This is a genomic window from Streptomyces sp. M-16 (genome assembly GCF_052114405.1).
Lineage (GTDB): Bacteria > Actinomycetota > Actinomycetes > Streptomycetales > Streptomycetaceae > Streptomyces.
The window spans coordinates 1-18,308 of sequence record NZ_JBFRER010000009.1; the positions used below are offsets into that span (position 1 = coordinate 1).

An 18,308-nucleotide genomic window follows, 5' to 3' on the forward strand; every position below is an offset into this window, starting at 1 on the left:
GGCGCCGGCTGGCCGCGGGCCTCGCCGCCGAGTACCCGGGCGAGCCCGCCGACCCCGACCGCAGCCGCCGGATCGCCGGGGCGCGGGCGGCCGCCGCGCTCACCGACTCCGCGCCGTGGTTCGTGGGGGCCGTCTCCGGGATCACCCTGCTGCTGGGCACCGTCGCCCTCGCCGGAGCCTGGATCAGCGGACGGGTCCCCGCCGAGGCCGCCCGGGGAGCCCACCCGCTGCTGGCCGGTGCCGCCCGCGCCGCCCAGGACACCGGGTCCTGGCTGATAGGGCTCGGCGTCGCCGCCTTCGTCGCGTGGGGCCGGCGCGCCTACCGCGACCCCGCCGCCCGCCGGACCGTCGGGATCCTCTGGGACGTCGGCACCTTCTGGCCGCGCGCCGCCCACCCCTTCGCCCCGCCCTGCTACGCCGAGCGGGCCGTCCCCGACCTGACCTGGCGGATGACCGGCTGGACCGCCCGCACCGGGGGCCGCCTCGTCATCTCCGGACACTCCCAGGGCAGCGTGCTCGCGGCGGCCGCCGTCTGGCAACTGCCGCCCGAAGTACGCGGCCGCGTCGGGCTGCTGACCTACGGATCACCGCTGGCCCGGCTCTACGGCCGCTGGTTCCCCGACTTCTTCGGCCCCGGCCGGCTGGCCGCCCTGCACCGCGACCTCGACTGCTGGCGCAACCTGTGGCGGGCCACCGACCCCATAGGAGGGCCCGTCGAGACCGGCGCCGCCGTCGGCGGACCCGTCGACCGGGGCCCCCTGCGCGACCCGCTCGCCTACGGGCGCAGCCCCCGGTACCCGCTGCCCGCGCCGATCCTCGGCCACGGCGACTACCAGGCCGATCCGGCCTTCACCGCCGAACGCGACGCACTCCTCGCGCGACTGGACGCCGCCGCGCGTGCCGACGTACACGACAGCCGGGAGGTTCCCGGCCCGCGGATCAGCACGGTGCGGACAGAGCCGGCAGATCCGCCGGGAAGAGCAGGGTGAGCTCGTCCGTACTCGGCTCGGCCAGCTGCGCCACCCGCCCCGCGTGCCGTTCCACCATCGACTCGAAGGTCTGGCGCGCGGTGCGGCCGTTGCCGAACGCCGGACCCTTGGGCAGCTCCGTGAAGTACGCCAGCAGCGCCTCGCCCGTGCCCTCACCCAGCCGGTACTCGTGCTCCTCCGCCTGCTGCTCCACGATCCGCAGCAGCTCCCGGGGCCCGTAGTCGCCGAAGGTGATGGTGCGGGAGAAACGCGACGCCACCCCCGGGTTGACGGTCAGGAAGCGCTCCATCTCCTCCGTGTACCCGGCGACGATCACCACCACGGCGTCCCGGTGGTCCTCCATCAGCTTCACCAGCGTGTCGATCGCCTCGCGCCCGAAGTCCCGCCCCGAGTCCTCCGGCGCGAGCGCGTACGCCTCGTCGATGAACAGCACCCCGCCGCGCGCCCGGTCGAAGGCCTCCTGCGTACGGATTGCCGTCGAGCCGATGTGCTCACCGACCAGGTCCACCCGGGACACCTCCACCAGGTGGCCCCGCTCCAGCACCCCGAGGGAGGCCAGGATCTCCCCGTACAGCCGGGCCACCGTCGTCTTGCCGGTGCCGGGGGAGCCCGTGAAGACCAGGTGCCGGCGCACCGAGGCCGCCTTCAGGCCCGCCTGCTGCCGCCGCCGCCCGACCTCGATCATGTCGGTGAGGGTCCGGACCTCGCGTTTGACGCTGTCCAGACCGACCAGGGCGTCCAGCTGTCCCAGCACCTCGCCCGACCCGCGGCCCGCACCCGCGGCGGCGGCGTCGGCCGCCGCGGGATGCGCCGGGTCCGCAGGCCGCTGCCCGGGCACCTCGGCGGGCCCTTCCGCCCGACCCGGCCCGGCCGACGCCGTACGGATCCCCGGCTGCGCCCCGGCGAGCGCGTCGCCCGCGGCCGCCCGCGCGCCGAGCCGCGCCCCGGACTCGTCGCCGGTGCACCCCTCGGCGAGCGGGCCGTCCTCCGCGAACTCGTACCCGCCGCGTGCGCAGCGCTCGGTGTGGCAGCGGGTCAGCGTGGTGCGGCAGCCGTCGATGACGTGGAAGCCGAAACCGGAACTGCCGCTCACCCGGCAGGCCGTGAACGTGCCCCGACCGCCCGCCGACACGTAGAAACCGGCCTCGGCGGCCGAACCGACGGTGCACCGCTCCACCACCGGATCGGCGCCCTTGGTCACGATCACGCCGGACTGCACGTTCTCGATGGTGCAGTTGGCGAGGGTGCCGCCGCTGCCGTGGTCACGGAACCACGCCCCGGTGCCGGCGTCCCGGATGCGGCAGTCGTCGAGCTGCGCGTCGGCGCCGTCGCTGACGGAGACGGCCGTGTTGCGGACCTGCGAGAGGTCGCTGTCGACGACGTCCACGCGCGAACCCCGGTCCAGTACGAACAGGGCGTCCGGCACGTCGTGCACCCGGCAGGAGTCCAGGGAGACCGTGGCCCCGTCGCTGATCCACACCGCCGGGTAGTCACCCGTGCTGTCGTGGATCTCGCAGGACTCGGCATCGACCCGGGTACCGGGATCCCACACCGACAGGCCGTTGCGCCCGAACCGGCGGACCGTGCTGCGGCTGAGGGTCAGCACCGAACGGGAGCGCAGATCGACCGCGTTCTCCGGGATGTCGTGGATGTCGCAGCCGGCGAGGGTGAGCACGGCGTCGGTGTCGAGGGTGACCCCGTCGGCGGAGGTGCGGTGCACCGCGCAGTCCGTGAGGCGGGCCGCGGCGCGCGCCGCGATCTGCACCCCGCTGCCCTTGATCTCGTACACCTCGCAGCCCAGCGCCTCCAGGCCCGAGCCCTCCCCGGTCACGGCGATGCCCGCGCCCGTGGCGTGGTGGATGCGGCAGCGCTCCAGGCGCGGGTGCCCGCCGCGCACCGAGACGCCGGCTTGCCCGGCGGCCACCACCTCGCACTCCTCGAACACCCCGCCGCCGCCGTCCAGGACGGAGATGCCGACCCCGGCCGGATTCTCCACCGTGCACCGGCGCACCAGCGGCCGGGCCCCGCCGCGCACCTCGATGCCGGCCGAGGAGCGGGTGTGCACGCGCAGGTCGCTCAGCTCCGGACAGCCGTCCTCGACCAGCAGCGCGGGCGCCGCCCGGTCCGCACCCTCCAGGTGGAGGTCCTGGACCACCGCCGAGGCGCGCACCGTCAGCGCGACCCCGTCGAGCGGGGCGATCCGCACCGAGCCGGCCACGGCGCCCTCGGCCCCGCGCAGGGTGACGGCATGACGCAGGACCAGGTTCTCCCGGTAGGTGCCGGGGGCGATGGACAGGACGTCGCCGTCGCCCGCGGCGGCGAGCGCGGCGCTCAGCGTCGGATACTCACCGGAGCGCCGCCGCCACCGCGAGGCCCCGCCGTGCGTCACCTGGACCGTGCCCTGAGCCATCGCGCTGTCGTGCCCCCACCCTCGTACTCGTGTTGCGGAAGTTCCCGGAGCGGCCGGAGCTGCCGGAGCCGTGCCCTGCGGCTGAAGCGGCCGGACCGGACTCCGGCTCCACGGTAGCGCGCGCGGGGCCGGTGAGTTGCCAGGTCAGCTGCCCGCGCCCGCCCGGCCCCAGTCGGGCCCGGCCGCGGCCCACGCTCGGTCCAGACGGGTGTACCGCCGATGCATGAGCCGGCGTACGACCAGCCGCCGGAGCGTCTCCGCCAGCGCGGCCGCGGTCAGCGCGGCGGCCAGCCCGGCCACACCCGCGTGGAAGGAGGCGGCGGACGGGTCGAGGGGCTGCCCCACCAGCCGCCCCCGGATGTCGGTCCATATCCGGAACCGGTCGCCGGCCAGGGGCGGTTCCTCCGCCGCCGGGACCGTGCCCTCGTGGCTGCTGCCGTCGGGCGCGGTCCAGGAAGCCACGATCCGTGTCCGCTCCGGGGCCTGACGCCCCGCGCCCGGATCGGTGGCCGAACCGGCGACGGGATCCGGCGTCGGCCGGACCACCACCGCCGGAACCAGATACCGCTCGTGCCGCTGTTCGCGCGCGGCCCGCTGTAGCGTGCCGTCCACCTTCAGGCCCGCCGCGCAGCCGAGGGCCGGAGCCACCAGCAGTACGCACACGAGCGCGGCGAACGCCACCCACGCCTCGAAGAGATCGGTCGGCCTGCGCAGCGGATTGCGCCGCCAACGCCACACACCCATTGCTGTCCGCACGGTCCCGGCTCCCCCTACTTGCGCCAGCCATCCGTCTGTCTGCGCGTCCAAGCCTTCCGCATGCCCGGCGGACGCGCATTCCGGGACGCGCGAGACCCGTGTCACCCGATCCGATACGGACGGTCGCGGTGGGTGTTCACACGTCCTGTCTGCTCCAACGGCCCCGCCCCGCCCGTTGGTTCCATCGGGCACCCGGAGCCCCTCGAAGGTGTCATTCCACCCGCCGTGGTCAGCGGCGCGCGGGGCTTTGCCGGGTGCTCCGGGGCTGTGCGGGGCCGTCCGGGATCACTCCAGCACGCGCACCTCGTCGCCCACCCGCACCGTACCCAGGACCACCGGGACCAGCTGCCTTCCGAAGGCGAGGGACTTCCCGATCCGCCGGTGCACGGCCAGCGTCTTCAGCGGCTCCCGGCCGCGCTCCGCCGTCTCCTGGTCGGTGGTGGTGACGATGCAGCGCCCGCACTCGCGCACGCCGCGGAAGACGGCGTCACCGATCGCGATCCGCCGCCAGCCGTCCTCGGCCCACGGCCCCGCCGGGCCGCCGACCACCAGGTTCGGGCGGAACCGGTTCATGGGCAGGGGCCCCTCCTGCGCGTGGCCGCCCCCTGCGATCAGCTCGTTGAGGGCGTCGAGCGAGGCGGTCGTGGTCAGCAGCAGCGGATAGGCGTCGGCCAGGCTGACGGTCTCGCCGGGGAGCGCGTAGTCGGGGTCCACGGGACGGCGCACAGCCGGATCGTCGAGGTGGACCAGCCGCGCGGGCTGCCCGAGGTAGGCGCTGAACCAGTCGGCGGCGGTGCTCGCCGCGACGACGGTGTCGATCTTCTTGCCGAACAGGACGACGGGCTCCAGCGGGCCCGGCTCCGGCACGTCCACCACCAGCTCCGCCATCCCGGGCCCGGACAGCGCGATCCGCCCGTCCGGCAGTGGACGGGCGGAGGCCAAGGCCAGTCGCGCCTGCTGGCGTTGGGTGATGACCGTGCCCGCGGTGTCGACCACCGCCCAGCGGCGGTCCCCGGACAGGCCCCAGGGCTCTACGGCCACCTCGTCGGGAGCAGTCCCCGCTACCGACTTGACGGGATGGACGTGGAGCGACTGGACGTACAGATTCGGCATGGGTGCATTTTGCCAGCTCTCCGTGCCGGAACCCCAGCGCGTTTTCCGCGGGGCCCGGCGGCGTGGGGCCGGGTCAGTAGCCGCGCCCCTGGAACTGGCGGCCGTACGGATCCTCGTACGAGGGGACCTGCGCGGGGGCCGCCACCGGACGCGGGGCCGCCGGGCGCATGGCCTCGTAGCCGGTGCCCATGGCGGCCGGGCGCGGCTGCTGCTGCGGCTGGGGCTGCTGGACGTATCCCGCGCGGGCCGCCATCGGCTGCTGCTGCGGGATGTACGGCGCGGGTGCGTTCTGGAGCGGCACCGGCATCGCCATCGGCATCTGCTGCTGGGGTGCGGCCTGCTGCTGGTACTGGTACCCGTACCCCGGGGACCCCTGCTGCTGCGGCGCGGACGGCGCGGACGGCAGGGCGGGAAGGGCGGACGGGAGGGCCGGCAGGTACCCACCGCTCGAATAGCCGGCACTGGGCGACTCGTAGGCGGCCGGAACGCGGATGGGGGCGATCTGCGGAGTGCCGCGTTCGGCTACGAGGGAGTCGTAGATGGGGGTGTCTTTGAAGGAGGGCGCGGAGTAGTAACCGCCGCCATAAGTGGAGCGGGGGGAGGTCATGGGACCTAAGTTAAGCCCACGACTTCACCGGGTCCATAGCGAGGTGTCGTCAACACCGCCCTGACCTGCATATTCGCAGGTCAGGGCCTCAGCTTTCACTTGAAGTTCACCTGCACGATTCGTCACTTGCACCCCGGCTTGTTCCTACTCGTACTCACCGGTTGGGTGTTGCACCTATCTGGTGCTGACGCACGGTCACAATGCGATGACCTCGGATGACGTTCCCTCAGCCCGCGCGCGGACCGGGCCCGCGGGCCGGAACCCGGACGATTCAGGCATCACCGGGCCGGGCGTAGGTGCGCCCCTTCCACGCGGCCCCGCGCCCCCGGTAGTGCAGGACCGCCGAGTCGACGGTCATCAGCAGGTACAGCAGCGCGGTAAGCGGAAGCAGCGGGGCGAGCAGCGGCGACTGGCGGTAGTGGCGCAGCATCGGCAGGTAGGTGCCGGTCATCAGCAGCCAGGCCAGGCCCCCGGCCCAGGCCACGGCGGGCCGCCCGGCGGCGAGCCCCGCGCCGAGGGCGACCGGGGGCACCAGGTAGACGAGGACCAGCCCGGCCACCGTCCCGGCCAGCAGCAGGGGCCGGTGGCGCAGTTGGGCGTACGCACTGCGCGACACCATCCGCCACAGGTCGCCGAGGCCGGAGTACGGGCGCACGCTGTCCACCCGCTCCGCCAGGCCGAGCCAGATCCGGCCGCCGGCGCGGCGGACCGCGCGGGCGAGGGCGACGTCGTCGATGACGGCCTGATGGATCGAGTCGGGGATCCGGGCCCGGACGGCCGCCTCCGTGCGCAGCAGCACGCAGCCGCCGGCGGCCGCGGAGGTCCGGGCGCCGGGCCGGTTGATCCGGCGGAAGGGGTACAGCTGGGCGAAGAAGTACACGAACGCCGGCACGACGAGCCGCTCCCACACGTTCACCACGCGCAGGCGGGCCATCTGCGAGACGAGGTCGAGGTCGGCGGAGGTCGCGGCGGCGACCAGTTCGCGGAGACTGTCGGGCTCGTGGGCGATGTCGGCGTCGGTGAGGAGCAGGAACTCCGGCCCGGGGCGGTGCGGGCCGCCTTCGCCGCCGCCTTCCGGGGCGCCTTGCGCGGGCCCGTGCCCCGGCCCGTGTCCGTTGACGTGCGCGCGGGTGTGCTCGGTGCGGACGTGGGCGATGCCGTGGCGCACGGCCCACAGCTTGCCCGTCCACCCGGGCGGGGGGTCTCCGGGCGAGACCACGGTGAGGGGCAGGCCCGGCTGCCCGTCGGCCAGACGGGCGGCGAGGGCGGCGGTGCCGTCGCCGCTGCCGTCGTCGACGAGGACGATCCGGGCCTCGCCGGGATAGTCCTGGGCGAGGAGGGACGGAAGGCTGAGGGGGAGCACCTCGGCCTCGTCGCGCGCGGGGACGATGATCGCGACGGAGGGCCAGCGGGCGGGGGCGGAGCGCGGGGGGAGACGGACGTCGGTGCGCCAGAACATGCCCTGGGCGAAGGTGAGCCAGAGCCAGGCGGCGAGGGAGGCGTACGCGGCGATGAGGAGGCCCATGTCCGCAGTCTGCCGAACCCCGCGGAACCTGTCGCGCACCCCGCCGGTACGGCGCTCCTCCGCGGGGCGCGCGGCGCGGGGGCGGGGCGCGGGGAGTGGGGCGTGCGCCGGGGACCCGGCCGGGCCGGGCCTGGCCCCCACGGTCCGTCCGGCCGGGCCGGGCCTGGCCCCCACGGTCCGTCCGGCCGGGCCGGGCCTACCGCCCGTGGTCCGTCCGGCCGTGTCCCGTCCGCCCGTGGTCCGTCCGGCCGTGGCTCGTCCGGCGGTGGCTCGTCCGGCCGTGTCCCGTCCGCCTGGGTCCGGCCCGCTTCGGTTCGCCGCCCCTGGGCCCGGGAGCAGGGTCCGCCCGGGTGGCCGTCCAGGCCCCGTCCGCTTCGGGGTGCCGGTGCCGGTGCCGGTGCCGGTGCCGGTGCCCGGTGTTGCGGGGTGCGCTCGTCGACCGGGCCGGGGGTGTCCGGAGGGCCCGGTGCGGGCCGCGGCGGCGGGCCTTCGGCGTTGCGCGCCGTCGGGCTCCCGCGCCGTCCCGGTGACCCTCGGGGCGTCGGGGCCGCCCGTCCGGCGGAGGGTGTGCGGCCCGGACGGGGGCGCGGCGTCGATTAAGGTGACCAGGTGAAGATCGCCCTCATGGACTCCGGAATCGGCCTCCTCGCTGCGGCCGCCGCCACGCGTCGGCTGCGGCCCGACGCCGACCTGCTGCTGTCCTCGGATCCCGACGGGATGCCCTGGGGCCCGCGCACGCCCGCCGACCTGACCGAGCGCGCCCGCGGCGTCGCCCGGGCCGCCGCGGCCCTGCGCCCGGCCGCGCTGATCGTCGCCTGCAACACCGCCTCCGTGCACTCCCTGGACACCCTGCGGGCCGACCTGGAGCCCGGCATCCCCGTCATCGGAACCGTGCCGGCGATCAAGCCCGCCGCCGTGGCCGGCGGGCGCGTGGCGATCTGGGCCACCCCCGCCACCACCGGCAGCCCGTACCAGCGCGGGCTGATCCGTGACTTCGCCGGCGGGGCCCGGGTCACCGAGGTGCCCTGCCCCGGGCTCGCCGACGCCGTCGAGGCCGCCGACGAGGCCGCCATCGTCAGGACGGTCGAGGCCGCCGCGGCACTCACCCCGGTCGACGTCACCGACGTGGTCCTCGGCTGCACCCACTACGAGCTGGTCGAGGAAACCATCCGGGCCGCCCTCGCCGCGCGCACCGGCGGCGCCGAGCTGACCTACCACGGTTCGGCCGAGGCGGTCGCGGTCCAGGCCCTGCGCCGCATCGGCGTCGAGCCCGCACCCGGTCTGCCCCCCACCGGCCGGCTGACCGTCCTGCACAGCGGGAGGACGTCCGTGCTGTCGGCGGCGGCCCTGCGCTACGCCGAGGGCCGACTGCTCGCCGGGCGGGAACACGGCGCACCCGTCGCGGGCTGACCCCGCGACGGCCGGGCGCACATCCCCGTTCCGCCGCGGCCAGAGCGCTCCCATACTGAGCCGGTGACCGCCTACGCCAAGCACCTGCCCACCGGGGCGACGCCGGCAACTGACATCGCTACGTGGGGAGTCGAGGCAGCCGAGCGCTGGCGCGCGGCACGTGCCCCGGCCGTCTTCGCCCCCGGCGCCGGAAGCCGGATCCTCGGCTTCCTCGTCGCCCTCTCGCTCACCCTGATCCTCTGGAACGACGCACCCGGCCCACCGGCCGGGACGGCGTGGCGGGCCTATCCCGACGCGGTGCTGCTCGCGGCGCTGCCGCTCTGGTACCGGTACCTGCCGGGGGCGACCGTCGTGTCCGCGACGCTGCTCGCCGTGGAGCCGGCCGTCACCCTTCCCGCACGCCCCGCCGCCGACACCGCGGGCCGGACCGGGCTGTTCCTCGTCTGCGTGCTCTCACTGTGGGCGCTGACCGGGGCGGCCCTGCGGCTGCGGGCCCGCCGCAGACAGACCCTGCTGGCCCGCGCCGCGGCCGGCCCGGCCCGTTTCCCGGTCCCCACCCGGCTGCCGACCGGGCACGACCGGCGCGGCAACGGGCGCCTCCTGGGCGGTGCCTTCCTCTGCCTCGTCGGCGCGGGCATCCTCCTCGACGGGATCCTGGGCGACTTCGGCGCGCACGGCGGCCCCCACCCCTACGACGCCGTCGGCCAGCAGTGCTTCGCCCTGCCCCTGCTGGTCCTCGGGAGCACCCTGCTGGGCGCGGGCTGGAGCGCCGACCTGGCCGCGCGGCGTCTGCACCACGCACCGCAGCCCGTGCTGAGGGTCGGTGTGCGGGCCGCCCCGTCGGGGCACTTGTGGCTCTACCCGGACGCCGACACGATCGCCGGGCGGCCGCTGATCCCGTACCGGCCGCGCCGCGAGGACACGCTCGGCTCCGTACGGCTGCTCGCGCGCGGGGCGGAGGGATCCCTCCCGCGCGGACTGCACGACATAGACGCCCGCGCCGAGCCCTTCGAGGCCGTCCTGTACGGGGCCCCGTACGACGGCGCCGAGGTGGTCCTGGAGTACGCGGTCCACGGCGGAGCCGGCATCTACGCCTCCGTCACGGCGGCCGCCCTGCTGCCGCGCCGACGGCACGGGCTCGACCGGTGGATCCCGGCCGGCGTCTCCTACGAGAAGACCCTGGAGCGGCGTCGGGAACGGGAGCGGACCCGTACGTACGACCCGCCCCCGTGGAGCAGGCGGACCACCCGGGGCACGGCGGCCGGCACCGGCATGGGCGCCGCGGCCACCGGCGGCTGCGGAGGCGACGGCGGAGGCTGCGGGGGAAGCGGGTGCGGGGGCGGCTGTGGCGGCGGCTGCGGAGGGTGCGGCTGCGGCTGACCCCGGCACGCGGCCCGCAGCGGGGACGGCCGGATCCGGCCCCCTCGTCAGGCCACCCCCGGTCCGGTCCCGGGTCGTGGTCCGGTCGCCGGTGCCGCGTCCGCGCCCCGTCGTCCCATCGCCCCCGCCTTCGGCCCTGATCCATCGCACCACCCCACCACAGGCGGGGTACCGGGCACAGGGGGACCCCGCTCGTGGCGGCGCGCGGCCCGAGCCGCCCGCCGGACCACGGCCACCCCCGGTCCACCGCCCTCCGCGCCCGCTGCGCCGAGTGGCGCAGGGCCGGTGGTGCTCCGGCGGAACGTGGGTACGCTGCTGGACATGACGGTTCACCCCCCGGGTCCGCTGTGGACGGGACGGGCCTCCAACCGCGTCCAGTGGCTGCTCGCCGCGGCCGGCGCGGCGTGTCTCGCGCTCGGCATCGAGCTCGCCGTCGACAACGCCTGGACCTCCGGCACGGTGCCGCTGCTCATGTCGGTGATCGGCTGCCTCGCGGCCGGGATGCTGATCCTCTACGGCACCCTCGCGTTCGTGCACGTGGCCGTCACCGTCGACTCCGAACGCCTCGACGTGCGCTGCGGCCACATGGGACTGCCGCGCCGCACGATCCGGCTCTCCGACGTCGTCGCCGCCGAGTTCCTGCCCAGCATCACCCCACAGCAGTGGGGAGGCTGGGGCTACCGCTGGCGACCGGACAAGGGCACCGCGATCATCGTCCGGCGCGGCGAGGGCGTCGAGCTCCGGCTCGGCGACGGCAAGCTCTTCACGGTCACCGTCGATGACGCCGAGAACGCCGTCCGCGTCATCCGCACGCACCTGCGCGCGCTCGCCGGCTAGCCCGCCGGCCAGGCCACCCCACCCGCTTCGCCACCCGTCYGCCCCTGCCGCACCGCGCCCGGTGTGTGGTGTGCGGTGTCTCCTTACCGACCCTTGGGACACGGGGACGTACACTCCGCCAGATGAGCAGCAGTGTCACCAGCGCCGCCGGGAGCGGGCCCTCGCAGCCCGCCGGACGAGCCGAAGCGGGTACCGAGACCACGGCCGCAGCCACGGCCGCAGCCGAGGCCGCGGCCGCCGCCGGCCCGGGGAAGCGGAAGGCGGGCCGGCTGCTGCGGGCCGCCCTCGCCGCCGTCGCCGGAGTGCTGCTCTACCTCAGCTTCCCGCCCCGCCCCCTGTGGTGGCTGGCCCCCTTCGCCCTCGCCCTGCTGGCCGGCTGCCTGCACGGCCGCCGCGCCCGGGCGGGCTTCGGGCTCGGCTTCCTCTTCGGGCTCGGCTACCTGCTGCCGCTGCTCGTCTGGACCAGCGAGGGCGTCGGCCCCGTGCCCTGGCTGGCCCTCGTCACCCTCGAAGCCCTGCTGATCGGCCTGGCCGGCCTCGGCATCGCCCTCGTCGGCAAGCTCCCCGGCCGGCCGCTGTGGGCGGCCGCCGTCTGGGTCGCGGCCGAGGCCCTGCGCGCCCGTGCCCCCTTCGGCGGCTTCTCCTGGGGCCGGCTCGCCTTCGGCCAGGCCGAGGGGGTCTTCACCCCGCTCGCCGCCGTCGGCGGGACCCCGCTGCTCTCCTTCGGCGTGGCGCTGTGCGGATTCGGGCTCTACGAGGCGGCCCGCATCACCCGCCGCCACCCGGGCCGGACCACCGCCGCGCTCGCCGCGGTCGCCGTCGTCGCCCCGATCGGCGCGGCCCTCGCCGCCCGCCCGCTGGTCTCCGACGCCGCCGAGGACGGCACCGCCGTGGCCGCCGTCATCCAGGGCAACGTGCCCCGCGCCGGGTTCGACTTCAACGCCCAGCGCCGCCAGGTCCTGGACAACCACGCGAACCGCACCCTCCAGCTCGCCGAGGACGTCAAGGCCGGCCGGGTCGCCAAGCCCGACTTCGTGGTGTGGCCGGAGAACTCCTCCGACATCGACCCCTTCACCCAGCCCGACGCCTACGCCGTGATCGACCGGGCGGTGAAGGCCATCGGCGTACCCGTCGCGATCGGCTCCGTACTGGCCCCCGAAACCGGCCCGCTGCGCAACACGATGATCCTGTGGGACCCGGTCAAGGGCCCCACCGCCACCTACGACAAGCGCAAGATCCAGCCCTTCGGCGAGCGGATCCCGATGCGCTCCTTCGTCCGGCTCTTCAGCTCCGACGTGGACCGCGTCCGCCGCGACTTCGGCCCCGGCAAGGAGCCCGGCGTCTTCGACATGGGGGGCAGCGGGATCGGCATGGTCACCTGCTACGAGGCCGCCTTCGACGACGCCGTCCGCTCGACCGTCAAGGCCGGCGCCCAGGTCATCGCCGTTCCCAGCAACAACGCCACCTTCGGCCGGACCGAGATGACCTACCAGCAGCTCGCCATGGACCGGATCCGCGCGGTCGAGCACAGCCGCAGCGTCCTCGTTCCCGTCACCAGCGGGGTCAGTGCCGTCATCCGCCCCGACGGCTCGATCGTGTCGCAGACGAAGATGTTCACCGCCGACGCGCTCGTGGCCGAGATCCCGCTGCGTTCCACGCAGACCCCGGCCACCCGGCTGGGCCCGCTGCCGGAGTACGCGCTGGTCCTGGTCGCCGCGGCCGGCCTGGGGACGGTGCTCTTCCGCCGCATTCGCGCCCGCCAGGCCGCATGACGACGGTGACCGGCGAGCGGCCTCGTAAGGTCGGGGCATGACCACTCCCGAATTCATCCGCGCGATCCGGGCGGGCGCCGGGCAGCTGCTGCTCCTGCTGCCCGGGGTGACCGCAGTCGTCTTCGACGACCGCGGCCGGGTGCTGCTCGGCCGCCGCGCCGACACCGGCCGCTGGTCCGTCGTCGGCGGGATAGCCGAGCCGGGGGAGCAGCCCGCCGACACGGCGGTGCGCGAGGTGTACGAGGAGACCGCCGTGCGGTGCGTGCCGGAACGGGTCGTGCTCGTCCAGATGCTCGATCCGATCACCTACCCGAACGGCGACGTCTGCCAGTTCCAGGACATCACCTTCCGCTGCCGCGCGACCGGCGGCGAGGCCCGCGCCGCCGACGGGGAGCTGTTGGAGGTCGCCTGGTTCGACCCGGAGGAGCTGCCGCCGCTGGAGCCCTTCGCGCTGGACCGGGTACGCCGCGCACAGCGTGACGAGCCCACCTGGTTCGAGGCTCCCGCCGGCCCCGCGGAGCGGTAGCGGCTCAGCCCGCCGGGACGGCCGCCTCGCGGTAGAGCTCCAGGGCCTGGTCGCCCATCACCGCGCTGTAGGAGACCTCCGGGACCGTGCCGCCCCCCTCGTAGCCGCCCAGGACACCCGCCAGCGCGCCGTCCACCAGCCAGGGGCTGCCGCTGGTGCCGCCGCTCAGATCGGGGCAGTCGATGCGCCGCTGGGTCTCGGAGAACAGGCTCGTGGCGTTGGAGCAGCGCAGCGGGGCGTCCAGCGTGCTGGGGTATCCGAGGATCGTCACCGTCACGTCGTCGGGCTGCTCGGTGACGACGGGGAATCCGCCGACGACGTCCTCGATCTGCGCCCCGTCCAACGGCGCGACGGTCGCGAAGGCGATGTCGTCGTCGGGGTCCTTGCCGTCCGTCCAGTCCCCGGCCACGTTCACACCGGTCAGCCTCCACACCCCGTACGGGGCCTTCCCGTCCCGGTAGCCCGGGGCGAACACGGTGGTGTCCGGGTGGTCGAGGCAGTGCGCGGCCGTGGCGATCACGTCGCGGTCGGCGCTGTGCACCACGGCGGCGGTGCAGAAGTGCCCGCCGTCGAGGGCACCCGCGAACAGCGCGCCCACCCGGGCCACCGTCGCGTCGGGCAGGGCCGTACCGGTCACGCCGAGCGGGGGAACGGCCGCAGCGTTCGGCATGTCCACGCTCAGCAGGGCGGCCATCGCGGTCACCGCGAGCAGGATCCGGGACGCCCGCCGGGCGCGGGGACGGCCGGCCTGTCGGAGGAGGATGCGTTGGATCATGCACCGAGCCTCCCCGGGGAAACTGTGTCCGGAGCCCGGTGCTCCGTATGAATCCGCTGTGAATCACGAATCCGCTGTGAATCCCGGCGGGGGAGCGCCGCGGGATCCGGCCACCGCCGAGTCCGCCGAGTCTATGGACGCCGCGGTGGGTTTCCGGACCCGCTGTTGTGCACCGCGGAGCGTGATCGCCGGGCCCGCCCGCCCCTAGCCTCGCCGCAGGAGCACGAACGAGGGGCGGTACCCGGTGAACTGGCTCATCCACGACTACCGCGAGAGCGATCTCGCAGCGGTGGTCCACCTGATCGACACCACGGCGGAACTCGGCCAGGAGTCCGTCTTCTCCCTCGCCGAGTGCATCAGCGCGCTCACCGACCGGCAGCCCTGCGTGGTCGCCGTCCACCAGGGCGTCCCGATCGGCGCGGCCCTCGCCTGCGTGACCGGAGAGCGCGCCTGGGTGATGCGCATCGCGATCGCCTCCGGCTGGCGCGGCCGGGGCCTGGCCAGCGCCCTGCTGGTCGAGCTGGAGCGGCGGCTGATCGCAGCCCGCGTCGGCCGGATCGCCTACGTCCTGCCCGAGGAGGACCTGCTCGGCGAGGGCCTGCTGAACGCGGGCTACACCCGCCAGCCCGCGGTCGCCTACTTCGAGAAGACCGAGCCGCTGCACGGACCGGCCGCCGGCCTGCTCGACGACCTCGGCGGCCGGTTCCTCCAGAGCGACCTGTGGGACCGGGTCGCCGGCATGGAGAAGGAGAAGGACCTCATCGAGCGGCGCGTGGTGCTGCCGCTCGCCGAGCCGGAACGGGCCGCCTCGCACGGGGTGCGGGCCCCGCGGGCCATCACCCTCTTCGGGCCGCCCGGCACCGGGAAGACCACCTTCGCCCGCGCCATCGCCTCGCGCCTGGGCTGGCCCTTCGTGGAACTGCTGCCCTCGCGCCTCGCCGACGAGGGCAACCTGTCGGCCGCGCTGCGCGACGCCTTCGCGCGGATCGCCGAGCTGGAGCGGGTGCTCGTCTTCATCGACGAGGTCGAGGAGATCGCCCCCGTGCGCACCGAGCCCGCGCAGCCGGGCGGGATCCACGGGGTGACCAACGAACTGCTCAAGCTGATACCCGGCTTCCGGGAGGGCGACGAGCGGCTGCTGGTCTGCGCCACCAACTCCATCCGCTCCCTCGACCCGGCCTTCCTGCGGCCGGGCCGCTTCGACTACCTGATCCCGATCGGCACCCCCGACGCCGGGGCGCGCGCCGCGATCTGGTCGCGGTACACGGCGGGCCGCGCGGGGGTGGACGTGGCGGCGCTGGTGGAGGCCAGCGAGCTGTTCACCCCCGCCGACATCGAGCACGCGGCCCGGATCGCGGCGCAGGTGTCCTTCGAACGGGACCTGGAGGCGGCGGTGGCGCGGGGTCTGGGGGCCGCCCCGCCCGGGGCGACGACGGCGGACTACCTGGCGGCGGTCGCGCAGTGCCGCCCGACGGTCACCCCGGCGATGACGGGCGAGTTCCAGGCGGACATCGCCGCCCACGCCCGCTTCTGAACTCCGTCCCCCGGTTGCGGCGGGGGACGGCCATCCGTGGAACCGGGGCGACCGACACCCCGCCCGGTACGCGAAACGGCCCGCAGCCCCTCCCCAAAGCGGCTGCGGGCCTCCCGCGCGGACTGGGCATCCGTGCGGGACGGCCGCGTTCCGGTTGGGGTGTTCGCCGGCTGGAACGCGACACGCAGGGGTGCCCGAGGGCGTCCTGTAAGCCCTCGCCCACCCCCCGAGTCAACCAGCGGGCCCCCGTCCCCGGCTTCGGCCGGACGGCCAGGTGCGACCCGGCCGGAAGGACGGCTCCCGGGCCGCTCCACCCGGCCACCCGGCCCCGGCGTTCCGGCCGGTGCCTTCCGGCCGGTGCCTTCCGGCCGCCCGCTACGGGCGGCAGCTGTATGTGAAGTCCACCGCGGCGGAGCGCTCGACGGGCGAGACCAGCTGGAGTTCCGCCCGCGCCGCGTAACGCCCGGTGCCCCGGAAGGTCCACAGCAGGTGCAGCGTGGCCTCCTCGTGCCCGCGCGGCACCCGCTCCGTCAGCTCCTCCGAGCGCGTGCCGTCGCTGCGGACCCAGCGGTAGGTGAGGGTCCCGGGCCGCCCGTCAGTGTGCACGACGGCCACCACGTCGGCGGCCCGGTCGCAGCCGGGACCCGCCGGGTCGGTGGTGACCGCCACGTCCCGGACGACGACGGCGGGCCCGAACCGCTGCCAGCCCAGATACGCCAGCACCAGCGCGAGCACCACGGCGGCGAGGGCGTACCGCCGCCAGCCCCGGCCCCGGCCCCGGCGCCGGACCGGCGCGGGCGCCGCGGGCCGCAGCGGGAACGGCGCCGGCATCGCCGCCGTCACACCCGGCCCGAAGCGCAGCACGGAACCCTCGACCCGGTCGGGGGCCGCGTCCTCGGGCGACGGCGGCCCGGTGAACCAGTGGCTGCCGAGGACGGTGGCGCTGTAGTCGTCGTCGCCGTGCGGGGCGCGGGGACCGCTCATCGTGGGGGCTCCTGGTCCTGGCAGCGCACCAGCGGCTTCGAGTCGTACGCCGGACCGCTCCCGGCGGCCGGCTCGGTGATGACGCGGACGCCGCCGTAGCAGCCGTACCCGCGCGGGAAGGTGTGGGAGCGGACCACCTGGGTCGGGGAGCCGGCCTTGACGAAGAAGGAGTCGGTGCCGTCGGGCACCGTGAAGGCGCCCTGGGCGGAGCCCAGGTACCACTGCAGGACCACCTTGACGGCCCCCCTCCCCGCGGCGGTCACGGAGACGGCGGCGTCGCCCCGGTAGACACCCGTCTTGAGGGAGACGTCCACGGCGGTCACCCGCAGGGTGGGGGTCGGCGTCGGCGTGGGCGTCGGGGACCAGGACACGGTCGGCTTCCCCGTCGGGGTCGGCGTGGGGCTCGGGCTCGTCGAGGGGGAGGCCGTCGGCGTCGGGGACCACGAAGGGCTCGGCGGGGCCGAGGGGCCCGGGGAGTCGCCGGGGGAGGCGGGGACGGAGCCCGACGGGGACGCGGACGGACCCGGGGCGGGCGGCGTGGAGCCCGGCGGGGCCGCGCTCGTGGTGGCGAAAGCGCTCAGTGCGGACGCCCCGGACGGTGCGGCGCCGACGGCGTCGGTGGTCAGCACCAGCGCGGCCCCCAGGACCAGGGCCAGCCCGGCCGCGAACCAGCCGGCGCGCCCCGGGGCCCAGCCGGCGCCCTGCCCGATCGAGGTCGTGGCCACCGCGGTGGTGCCCGCCGCGGCGGCGCCCGCCGAGGGGAACAGCAGCGGCAGCAGGGCGGCCAGCGCGGCGAGCTTGCGCTGCCCGCGCTCCTCCCAGCCCGGCCCGTACGCGGTCAGCGCCAGCTCCTCCAGCTCCGCGACGAAGGCCTCGGCGTTCTCCGGCCGCTGGTCCGGCCGTTTGGCCAGGCCGCGCCGGATCAGCGGACGCACCGGTTCCGGGGCCTCCGTCTCCGGCACCGGCGCCTCGACGTGCTGGACGGCGAGCTCCGCGAGGTTCGTGCCGTCGTACGGCTTGCGCCCGGTCAGGAACTCGAAGAAGGTCGCGGTGGCCGCGTACACGTCGGCGGTCGGCGAGGCGGGTTCGCCCTGCCACTGTTCGGGCGCCATGTAGGCGGGGGTGCCGGCGACGCCCGGGGTGGTGCCGCGGCCCGTCGCGATCCCGAAGTCGACCAGTTTCGAGGAACCGTCCGCAGCGACCAGCACGTTCTCCGGCTTGTAGTCCCGGTGGACGACGCCCGCCCGGTGGGCCGCGGCCAGCCCCAGGAGGGAGCCCTTCAGCACGACCAGGGCCGCCTCCGGCTCCGCCCGCCCGGACTCCCTGAGGACCGCGCGCAGGGAGATCCCGTCGACCAGCTCCATCACGATCGCGGCGCCGTCGGGCGCCTCCACGTACTCGTAGAGGCCCACCACGTAGGGGGAGCCGAGACCGCCGAGCAGCCGTGCCTCCGCCCGGAACTCCCGGACGAAGGCCGGGTCCCGGCGCAGCCGCTCCGACAGGTACTTCACCGCGACCGCCGTACCGGTGGCCGCGTGCACCGCGAGCACCACCCGGCCGCTGGCGCCCGCACCGAGCTCGCGGACCTCGCTGTAGCCGGGCACCGTCCAGCCGTTGTCCATCGTCCGCCCCCGTCCGTGGCGTCGCCGGCCTCCGAGGGGGCCGGCCGGTCGTCCCCCGACCGGCACCC

Annotated in this window: 14 protein-coding genes and 1 pseudogene; 7 read left to right on the forward strand and 8 right to left on the reverse strand. The window is 75.6% G+C overall.

The window, feature by feature from the left end; all coding sequences use genetic code 11:
• Positions 1-989, forward strand: a pseudogene (locus AB4039_RS06780) (hypothetical protein); the annotation flags it as partial.
• Here the strand turns inward: AB4039_RS06780 and AB4039_RS06785 are convergent.
• The 5 genes from AB4039_RS06785 to AB4039_RS06805 all read right to left on the reverse strand — a co-directional run bounded on the left by AB4039_RS06785 (position 940) and on the right by AB4039_RS06805 (position 7,400).
• Positions 940-3,399 carry a right-handed parallel beta-helix repeat-containing protein gene (locus AB4039_RS06785; protein ID WP_442270266.1) on the reverse strand — a complete coding sequence of 820 codons (2,460 nt, stop codon included), beginning with the start codon at positions 3,397-3,399 and terminating at the stop codon, positions 940-942. The pseudogene AB4039_RS06780 and the gene AB4039_RS06785 overlap by 50 nt on opposite strands.
• A 144-nt stretch (positions 3,400-3,543) precedes the next feature.
• Complete coding sequence (locus tag AB4039_RS06790) at positions 3,544-4,155, reverse strand: Rv1733c family protein (protein WP_266837097.1); 612 nt, start codon at positions 4,153-4,155, stop codon at positions 3,544-3,546.
• A gap of 285 nt (positions 4,156-4,440) precedes the next feature.
• Positions 4,441-5,268 (reverse strand): MOSC domain-containing protein, encoded by an 828-nt coding sequence (locus AB4039_RS06795; protein ID WP_442270267.1) that lies wholly within the window; start codon positions 5,266-5,268, stop codon positions 4,441-4,443.
• A 73-nt stretch (positions 5,269-5,341) separates the two neighbouring features.
• A complete protein-coding gene (locus tag AB4039_RS06800; protein WP_266837093.1) occupies positions 5,342-5,875 on the reverse strand; it encodes a DUF6643 family protein in 534 nt (177 codons plus the stop codon).
• Positions 5,876-6,146: 271 nt separating this feature from the next.
• Positions 6,147-7,400: a glycosyltransferase gene (locus tag AB4039_RS06805; protein ID WP_442270268.1), complete on the reverse strand. Its 1,254-nt coding sequence runs from the start codon at positions 7,398-7,400 to the stop codon at positions 6,147-6,149.
• 609 nt (positions 7,401-8,009) lie between these two features.
• Here AB4039_RS06805 and AB4039_RS06810 point away from each other — a divergent pair.
• The 5 genes from AB4039_RS06810 to AB4039_RS06830 all read left to right on the forward strand — a co-directional run bounded on the left by AB4039_RS06810 (position 8,010) and on the right by AB4039_RS06830 (position 13,325).
• Positions 8,010-8,810: an aspartate/glutamate racemase family protein gene (locus AB4039_RS06810; protein ID WP_266837089.1), complete on the forward strand. Its 801-nt coding sequence runs from the start codon at positions 8,010-8,012 to the stop codon at positions 8,808-8,810.
• 63 nt (positions 8,811-8,873) lie between these two features.
• On the forward strand, positions 8,874-10,190 hold the full coding sequence (locus AB4039_RS06815) for a hypothetical protein (RefSeq protein WP_442270269.1): 1,317 nt from the start codon (positions 8,874-8,876) through the stop codon (positions 10,188-10,190).
• A gap of 321 nt (positions 10,191-10,511) precedes the next feature.
• Positions 10,512-11,027 (forward strand): hypothetical protein, encoded by a 516-nt coding sequence (locus AB4039_RS06820; protein ID WP_266837085.1) that lies wholly within the window; start codon positions 10,512-10,514, stop codon positions 11,025-11,027.
• Between the two features lie 122 nt (positions 11,028-11,149).
• Positions 11,150-12,799, forward strand: coding sequence for an apolipoprotein N-acyltransferase (gene lnt, locus AB4039_RS06825; RefSeq protein WP_266837083.1), 1,650 nt, complete (start codon positions 11,150-11,152; stop codon positions 12,797-12,799).
• Positions 12,800-12,836: 37 nt separating this feature from the next.
• Entirely contained in the window at positions 12,837-13,325 is a 489-nt protein-coding gene (locus AB4039_RS06830; RefSeq protein ID WP_266837081.1) for an NUDIX hydrolase, read from the forward strand.
• A gap of 4 nt (positions 13,326-13,329) precedes the next feature.
• Here AB4039_RS06830 and AB4039_RS06835 read toward each other — a convergent pair whose 3' ends face one another.
• Entirely contained in the window at positions 13,330-14,100 is a 771-nt protein-coding gene (locus tag AB4039_RS06835; protein WP_266837079.1) for a serine protease, read from the reverse strand.
• A gap of 244 nt (positions 14,101-14,344) precedes the next feature.
• On the opposite strand from AB4039_RS06835, the gene AB4039_RS06840 reads away from it, so the two are divergent.
• Entirely contained in the window at positions 14,345-15,634 is a 1,290-nt protein-coding gene (locus tag AB4039_RS06840) for an ATP-binding protein (protein ID WP_266837077.1), read from the forward strand.
• Between the two features lie 375 nt (positions 15,635-16,009).
• On the opposite strand, the gene AB4039_RS06845 is transcribed toward AB4039_RS06840, so the two are convergent.
• Positions 16,010-16,618: a hypothetical protein gene (locus tag AB4039_RS06845; RefSeq protein WP_266837075.1), complete on the reverse strand. Its 609-nt coding sequence runs from the start codon at positions 16,616-16,618 to the stop codon at positions 16,010-16,012.
• Positions 16,615-18,240 (reverse strand): serine/threonine-protein kinase, encoded by a 1,626-nt coding sequence (locus tag AB4039_RS06850; RefSeq protein WP_442270270.1) that lies wholly within the window; start codon positions 18,238-18,240, stop codon positions 16,615-16,617. Before AB4039_RS06850 ends, AB4039_RS06845 begins: the two co-directional genes overlap by 4 nt.
• Positions 18,241-18,308: the final 68 nt, after the last annotated feature.